Genomic DNA, 8,299 nt, shown 5'->3' with positions numbered 1-8,299 from the left:
GTCCGTCCCGCCCCGTTCCCACCGGCACGGGGTCGCCGCGGCCGCCGACCCCCCGCCGGGCCGCGACGCGGGGCGGTGGGGGACGGCCCGGGGCCCGCCGGGCCCCGCCGCCGGCGCCCCGTGCACCACCCCGCCTCGCCGCGGGTCCCGTCGTCCGGCCGATCCGTCCCGGGTCACCGACCCGCCCGTGCGGCCCCGCCGCAGAAAGGTGTTCCTCCGCCATGGCGCTCACCCTGTACGTCGACACCGACCGCTGGCGTGCGCACCAGCGGTCCGTACTGGCCGACTTCCCCGATCTGGTCCCGGTCTGCAAGGGCAACGGCTACGGCTTCGGCCACGAGCGGCTCGCCGAGGAGGTCTCGCTGCTGGAGCTGCCGATGATCGCGGTCGGCACCACCTACGAGGCGGCCCGCATGCGCGAGCTGTTCAGCGGCGACATCCTGGTGTTGACGCCCTACCGCCGCAACGAGGAGCCCGTTCCGTTGCCGGACCGCGTGGTGCGCTCCGCCTCCTCGGTGGACGGCGTCTACGGCCTGGTCGGCTCGCGGGTCGTCGTCGAGGTGATGAGCTCCATGCGCCGGCACGGCGTGACCCCCGGCGAGCTGGGCAAGCTGCGGACCGCCCTGGAGGACGTGCGGCTCGAGGGCTTCGCGATCCACCTCCCGCTGGACCGCACCGACGGCACGGACGCCGTGGAGGAGGTCATCGGCTGGATGGACCGGCTGCGGTCCGCCCGCCTGCCGCTGGACACCATGTTCGTCAGCCACCTCAGCGCCGAGGAACTGGCCCGGCTGCGCCGCCAGTTCCCGCAGACCCGCTTCCGGGCGCGGATCGGGACCCGACTGTGGCTGGGCGACCACGAGGCGACGGACTACCGGGGCACGGTGCTGGACGTCACGCCGGTGGCCAAGGGGGACCGGTTCGGCTACCGGCAGCAGAAGGCGCCCGGGGACGGCTGGCTGGCGGTCGTCGCGGGCGGCACCTCGCACGGGGTGGGACTGGAGGCCCCCAAGGCGCTGCACGGCATGACCTCCCGGGCCAAGGGGGTCGCGCGGGCGGGACTGGCGACGGTGAACCGCAACCTCTCGCCGTTCGTGTGGGACGGCAAGCAGCGGTGGTTCGCCGAACCCCCGCACATGCAGGTGTCGATCCTGTTCGTGCCCGGCGAGGCCAAGGGACCGCAGGTGGGGGACGAGATGCGGGCGATCCTGCGGCACACCACCACCCAGTACGACCGGGTCGTGGAGAACCCGTAGGCACACCGGGCGGGGCGGCGGGGTCCGCGCCGGGAACCGCGGAAAGCCGCACACCACGACGCGGGGCCCCGACGACACCGAGGTGTCGTCGGGGCCCCGCGTCGTACGGCGGCCGGTGGGTCGCCGGAGGGGTGCTCGATCGGCTCGCGTCGGCTCGCGTCGGCTCGCGTCAGCTCTCGATGTCTCCCCGGATGAACTTCTCGACCTGCTCGCGGGCCACGTCGTCGAAGTACTGCACCGGCGGGGACTTCATGAAGTAGGAGGAGGCGGAGAGGATCGGGCCGCCGATGCCCCGGTCCTTGGCGATCTTCGCGGCGCGCAGGGCGTCGATGATCACGCCGGCGGAGTTGGGGGAGTCCCAGACCTCCAGCTTGTACTCCAGGCTCAGGGGCACGTCGCCGAAGGCGCGACCCTCCAGGCGGACGTAGGCCCACTTGCGGTCGTCCAGCCAGGCCACGTAGTCCGACGGACCGATGTGGACGTTCTTCTCGCCCAGGTCGCGGTCGGGGATCTGGGAGGTGACGGCCTGCGTCTTGGAGATCTTCTTGGACTCCAGCCGGTCGCGCTCCAGCATGTTCTTGAAGTCCATGTTGCCGCCGACGTTCAGCTGCATGGTGCGGTCCAGGATGACGCCCCGGTCCTCGAACAGCTTGGCCATCACGCGGTGGGTGATGGTCGCGCCCACCTGCGACTTGATGTCGTCGCCGACGATCGGGACACCGGCGGCGGTGAACTTGTCCGCCCACTCCTTGGTACCGGCGATGAAGACGGGCAGCGCGTTGACGAAGGCCACGCCCGCGTCCAGGGCGCACTGCGCGTAGTACTTGGCGGCGGCCTCGGAACCCACCGGCATGTAGCAGACCAGCACGTCGGCGCGGGTGTCACGGAGCACCTGCGCCACGTCCACCGCGGGCTCGTCGGACTCGACGATGGTCTCGCGGTAGTAGCGGCCCAGGCCGTCGTGCGTCTCACCGCGCTGCACGCTCACGCCGGTCGGCGGGACGTCGCAGATCTTGATGGTGTTGTTCTCGCTGGCGCCGATGGCGTCGGAGAGGTCGATGCCGACCTTCTTGGCGTCGACGTCGAAGGCGGCGACGAACTCGATGTCCCGGACGTGGTACTCGCCGAACCGGACGTGCATCAGGCCCGGGACCTTGCTGTCCGGGGCAGCGTCCTTGTAGTACTCGACGCCCTGCACCAGCGAGGCGGCGCAGTTGCCCACGCCGGCGATGGCTACGCGAACCGAACCCATTCCGGTTGCTCCCTAAATGTTCTCGACGATTCCCCGCATCCTCGCGGGGTTTCAGGTGGTGGTGTCCTCGGACGGATCCGGTCCGGCGGCGCCCCGGTCACGGGACGGGCCTCCCGGTTCTCCCGGCGACGACGGGGCGGCGGGTCCGGGGGGCGTGTCGGCCCCCGGCTCACCGGGTGTCGGGCGACGTCCCCGTCGGTCGCGTCCTTCCCGCTCGCTCTCGATCAGCTCGTTGAGCCAGCGGACCTCGCGCTCCACGGACTCCATTCCGTGGCGCTGCAATTCGAGGGTGTAGTCGTCCAGCTTCTCGCGGGTGCGGGCCAGTGAGGCCCGCATGCGGTCCAGCCGCTCCTCCAGCCGACTGCGGCGTCCCTCCAGGACGCGCATCCGCACGTCCCGGGAGGTCTGGCCGAAGAAGGCGAAACGCACGCCGAAGTGCTCGTCCTCCCAGGCGTCGGGCCCGGTCTGGGCGAGCAGTTCCTCGAAACGCTCCTTGCCCTCGGCCGTGAGCCGGTAGACGATCCGCGCCCGACGCCCGGTGAGCGTGGCCGCGACGGCCTCCTCCGGGCCGTGGCCCGATTCCTCGGTCAACCATCCCTGCCGCACCAGGGTTTTCAGACACGGATACAGGGAGCCGTAGCTGAAGGCACGGAAGACGCCGAGGGAGGTGTTCAGTCGCTTGCGCAGCTCGTAGCCGTGCATCGGGGACTCGCGGAGCAGGCCGAGGACGGCGAACTCCAGCACACCGGAGCGTCTGCTCATGGGGAGTCGCCACCTCCGTCCGCATGTCGCCGTCGTACCCGTTCGTGCCGTGTGTCGTGCCGGTGACGGGGCGGGCGATCCTCCGTCGATCGCGCCCCGCTTCCGCCCCGGAGGGGCGGTGTACCGATCCGATGTATCGAATCGATACATCCAAACGATAGAACGCCGCGGAGGAGACGGCAAGAAGGACCCGGGGCAACGGCGGGGTGAAGGGGATCACATCCGGGATTCATCGCGCACGCATTGCCGCTTATGTCGGAAAAGCTGGTGAAACGCATGTTCTTTCCCTGCGTACGCTGGTGCCGTGCAGCACACGTCCGGGACAGCCGGGAACCACGGGGCGCGCGGAAGCGTCCTCCTCCGTGGTGTCGTGTGCCCCGAGCCGTTGGCTGAAGCACACATCGGGGGAGTGGAGTGGTCGGCGGCGACGGATACCGCCGGCCCCAGACGTCTGTGTCCGTCCTAGGAGAAGCTGTCCCATGAGCGAGCACCGTCGCAAGCCGCCGCAGTCGCGCGGCCGTCGCGCCGCGGGATCCTCCGGCCGCCGGGCCGCCCCGCCGCCCGCCGGACCCCGCGGGGGCCGGGAGACCACATCCGCCTTCGGCAGCGGAGGCGTGGAGGGGCCCCCGGGCGGACGGGCCGAGGCCCGCCGCGCCGCGCAGGGCGGTGGACGTCGCCGCGCCGCCGGCGGTGCCGCGGTGCTGGGCGCCGGCGGCGCGGCCGCCGCGCTCCCCGCGGGACGCTCCGCCCGGCGGCGCGCCCCGGAGATGCCGGCGAAGAAGCGGCTCATCGACTACCCCCGGGCCGGGAAGTACGGCGTGTGGCGCTGGATCCCGTCCTGGAAGCAGTGGCTCGCCGCCGCGATCGCCTGCTTCGGCATGATGCTCGGCATGGTCGGCCTGGCCTACGCCCTCGTGGACGTCCCCGACCAGAACGCGGCGGCCAAGCAGCAGAAGAACGTCTACCACTGGGCGGACGGCACCCAGATGGTGGTCGCCGGTGGCGGCGAGTTCAACCGGCAGAACATCCCGCTGGATCAGATGCCGACGCACCTGCAGGAGGCGGTGACCGTCGCCGAGAACCACACCTTCTGGGAGGACAGCGGTGTGGACCCGATGGGGATCGCCCGCGCGGTGGTCAACATGGCCCGCGGCGGCACCACCCAGTCCGGCTCGACCATCACCCAGCAGTACGTCAAGAACAACTTCCTCAGCCAGGAGCAGACCCTCGAGCGCAAGTTCAAGGAGCTGATGATCTCCATCAAGGTGGGGACCACGGTTGAGAAGAGGGACATCCTCGAGGGGTACCTGAACACCGCGTACTTCGGGCGCGGTGCCTACGGCATCCAGGCCGCCTCGCACGCCTACTACGGCAAGGACGCGGAGAAGCTGAACCCGAGCGAGGCCGCCTTCATGACCACCCTGCTCAAGGGCCCGGACTACTACGACCCGGCCGGTGGCACCCGGGGCGAGGCCGCCGCGCAGGAGAACCTGGAACGCGCCGCCGACCGCTGGGCCTGGGTGCTGAACCGCCGGATGGAGGTGGGCACCCTCGACCCCTCGGAGCGCGGGCAGTACACCGAGTTCCCGATGCCCAAGCCGCCGCGCACCGCCACCGAGAAGGCGGGCCAGATCGGCTACCTGACCGACCTCGTCGACGGCTACATCACCGCCAACGAGATCCTCACCGCCGAGGACCTGGCCCGCGGCGGCTACCAGATCCACACCACCTTCGACCGCCAGAAGATGACCGAGATGGAGAACGCGGTCAAGGAGGTCATGGAGAACTTCGACCCCGAGGAGCGGGAGGCCGACCGCTACGTGCAGTTCGGCGGCGCCGCGGTGGTGCCCGGGGACGGTGCGATCGTCGCCCTGTACGGCGGCGTCTCCGCCACCGAGCACTTCGTCAACAACGCCAACCGCGAGGACGTGCAGGTCGGTTCGACCTTCAAGCCCTTCGTGCTGGCGGCGGCGCTGCGCGACGGTGTCCGCGACCCGCTCAAGCCGGCCGACCAGCCGGACGACGCCCGCACCCCGCTCTCCCCGGAGAGCATCTACAACAGCGAGAACGGGCTCCTCATCGAGTACTGGAACGGTGAGGTCTGGAAGGGCGAGGACCCGGAGACCGGCGAGGAGGTGGAACTGCGCCAGAACAACTTCGAGGGCAACGAGGAGGGTGAGATCACCCTGCGTCGGGCCATGGAGGTCTCGGCCAACTCCCCCTTCGTACAGCTGGCCATGGACATCGGCATCGACCGGGTGGCCCGGGCCGCCGTCGACGCCGGCCTGCGCGAGGGCAGCCTCGGCGCCCACGACGACAGCGTCCCCTCCTTCGCCCTCGGCGTCTCCACCCCCAGCGCCATCCGGATGGCCGACGGCTACGCCACCTTCGCCGCCAGCGGCGAGCAGGCCGACCCGTACTCGGTGACCCGGGTGGAGGACAAGGACGGCGTCATCTTCGAGCACGAGACCACGCTCAAGCGGGTCTTCGACACCGCGGTGGCCGACAACGTCACCGACGTCCTGGTGGACGTGGTGGAGAACGGCACCGGCAAGCCCGCGCAGGCCCTCGGACGTCCGGTGGCCGCCAAGACCGGTACCACCGACGACAACGTCAGCGCCTGGTTCGTGGGGTACACCCCGCACCTGTCCACCGCGGTCGGCATGTTCCGCTACCCGCAGGAGATGGATGCGGGCGACCCGGACCGCCGGTTCATGTCCATGCAGGGCACCGGCGGCGTACCGAAGGTCCATGGCTCCGGCTTCCCGGCCGAGGTGTGGGTGAACTTCATGAAGGAAGCCACCAAGGACGACGAGAAGACCGCCTTCCCCGAGCCGCGCGACATCGGCGAGATCTGGTACGGCGGCGGGGCCCGCAGCCCGGAGCCCACGCCCACCGAGACGATCGAGGAGATCGAGGAGCCGGAGGAGACCGAGGAGCCGGAGGAGACCGAGGAGCCGGAGCCCGACCCGGAGCCGACCCGCGAGCCGGAGCCCGACCCGGATCCCACGGAGGGCACCGACCAGGGCAACAACAACGGCGGCAACAACGGCGGTTGGTGGAGCGGCGGCAACAACAACGGTGGTGGCAACAACACCGGTGGCACCACCGGCGGCGAGACCGGCGCCGACGGCGGCGGCGGGGACGCCGGTGATCCCGGCGGCGAGACCGGCGGCGCCGACGAGGGAACCACCGATCAACCCAGCGGCGGCCAGGGAGCCATCCTCGGCCGCAACAGCGGGGGCACCGGCTAGCCCGGTGCCCGGGGAACCGCGGCCCGACGGGATCGGGTCGCGGTCCTGATCGCCCGGCGAGGGGCCGTGCGGCAGGATGTGGGTCATGGTGCACAGCGACCCGCCGTCCTCCGCACGGCCCCTTCCGCGTGCCGGGGCCCCGGACGGGACGCCCGGGGCCGCGGATCCGGCGGGCCGGGAGGCGGGGCGGGATCCGGTGGCCGAGGCCGGCAGCGAGGTCATCGGGGGTCCGCGCGGCCGGCACGCCGGGGACTTCGTCGGCTGGTGGACGCCGCTGCGGGTGGTGGCGCTGACCTCGATCGGGATGTTCGCGCTGGGCATGGTGCAGAAGCTGCCCTGCTGGACCACCGGCTGGTTCCACGGGGCGGCCACCCAGTACACCCGGGCCTGTTACTCCGACATCCCCCACCTGTACCGGGCGCGCGGTTTCGCGGACGGCCTGATCCCCTATCTCGACCGCATCCCCGAGGAGTTGGGGGCGGGGATGGAGTTCCTGGAGTACCCGGTGCTGACCGGCGCCTTCATGGAGGCGGCGGCCTGGCTCACACCCGGCGGTGCGCAGACCTACCGTCCCGAGCAGTACTACTGGTCGGTGAACGCGGGGATGCTGATGATCTGCGCGGTGGTGATCGCGCTGTGCGTCTCCCGGATCCACCCCCGCCGCCCCCTGGACGGGCTGATGGTGGCGCTCTCGCCGGCACTCGCCCTCACCGCCACCATCAACTGGGACCTCTTCGCCGGCGCCCTGCTGCTCATCGGCCTCCTCCTGTGGTCCCGGAGCAGGCCGTTCGCGGCGGGGGTGCTGATCGGACTGGCGACCGCCGCCAAGTTGTACCCCCTGCTCGTACTGGGGCCTCTGCTGCTGCTGTGCCTGAGAGCCGGCCGCCTCCGCCCCCTGTTCGCCGTCTGCGGGGGAGCCGCGCTCTCCTGGACTCTGGTCAACCTGCCGGTGATGCTGGTGGCCCGGGAGGGATGGGCGACCTTCTACACCTTCAGCCGGGAGCGCTCGGTCGACTTCGGTTCGCTCTGGTTGCTGCTGGTCCAGCGCACGGACCTGGCCCTCGACACGGAGCGGGTGAACCTGCTGGCCACGGGGGCGACGCTGGCGGGGTGGGCGGTTCTGGCGGTGGTCACCTTCGTGGCCCCGCGTCGTCCGCGCCTGCCGCAGCTGGTCTTCCTGGCAGTGGCGATCTTCATCCTCTTCAACAAGGTGTACTCACCCCAGTACGTTCTGTGGCTGATCCCGCTGGCCGTCCTGGCCCGACCCCGGTGGCGGGACCTTCTGATCTGGCAGTCCGCGGAGGTGCTGTACTTCCTGGCGATCTGGATGTACCTGGCGCAGACCACCGGCGAGCCGGGCCTGCCCCGGGGCGGCTACCACCTCGCCATCGCCCTGCACCTGGCCGCCACCGCGTACCTGTGTCTGGTGGTCCTGCGGGACATCCTGCGGCCGGGCCGTGATCCGGTGCGCGCCGACGGGTCGGATGATCCGGCCGGGGGGACCCTGAACGGCGCGGCGGACCGCTTCGCCCTCCGCCCGCACATCCCCGCCCTCCCCTCGGAGCGGCGCGGGACCCCGCTCGCCGATGAGGGGGAGAGTCTTCCCCCCGTCCCGGCGCGCATCGTGTTTCACGTGAAACCACGCGCTCTGCTCCAAGGCATCATCGGCCGTCGTCGGCGGGCCGGCGGGCCTCCGGCCCGCTCCGCGCACGTCGCCGGACCGGTTCCTCCCGGCGCTTCACCGGCCTCCCGCGCCGCTCCCCCCGCCTCCCGGC

The 8,299-nt window shown here is 71.4% G+C and carries 5 protein-coding genes; 3 read left to right on the top strand and 2 right to left on the bottom strand.

The window, feature by feature from the left end; translation table 11 throughout:
- Positions 1 to 221 precede the first annotated feature (221 nt).
- On the top strand, positions 222 to 1,256 hold the full coding sequence (locus FOE67_RS09900) for an alanine racemase (RefSeq protein WP_182662654.1): 1,035 nt from the start codon (positions 222 to 224) through the stop codon (positions 1,254 to 1,256).
- 169 nt (positions 1,257 to 1,425) lie between these two features.
- On the opposite strand, the gene FOE67_RS09895 is transcribed toward FOE67_RS09900, so the two are convergent.
- Positions 1,426 to 2,508 (bottom strand): inositol-3-phosphate synthase, encoded by a 1,083-nt coding sequence (locus tag FOE67_RS09895; RefSeq protein WP_182662652.1) that lies wholly within the window; start codon positions 2,506 to 2,508, stop codon positions 1,426 to 1,428.
- 51 nt (positions 2,509 to 2,559) lie between these two features.
- On the bottom strand, positions 2,560 to 3,270 hold the full coding sequence (locus FOE67_RS09890) for a PadR family transcriptional regulator (protein WP_182662650.1): 711 nt from the start codon (positions 3,268 to 3,270) through the stop codon (positions 2,560 to 2,562).
- A 479-nt stretch (positions 3,271 to 3,749) separates the two neighbouring features.
- On the opposite strand from FOE67_RS09890, the gene FOE67_RS09885 reads away from it, so the two are divergent.
- A complete protein-coding gene (locus FOE67_RS09885; protein WP_182662648.1) occupies positions 3,750 to 6,524 on the top strand; it encodes a transglycosylase domain-containing protein in 2,775 nt (924 codons plus the stop codon).
- Positions 6,525 to 6,609: 85 nt separating this feature from the next.
- A partial coding sequence (locus FOE67_RS09880; RefSeq protein ID WP_182662646.1) for a glycosyltransferase family 87 protein occupies positions 6,610 to 8,299 on the top strand: 1,690 nt, incomplete at its 3' end.

The organism is Streptomyces calidiresistens (assembly GCF_014141525.1).
GTDB classification, from domain to species: domain Bacteria; phylum Actinomycetota; class Actinomycetes; order Streptomycetales; family Streptomycetaceae; genus Streptomyces; species Streptomyces calidiresistens.
The sequence above is the reverse complement of the archived record's forward strand: the minus strand, read 5'-3'. Positions and strand labels throughout refer to the sequence as shown.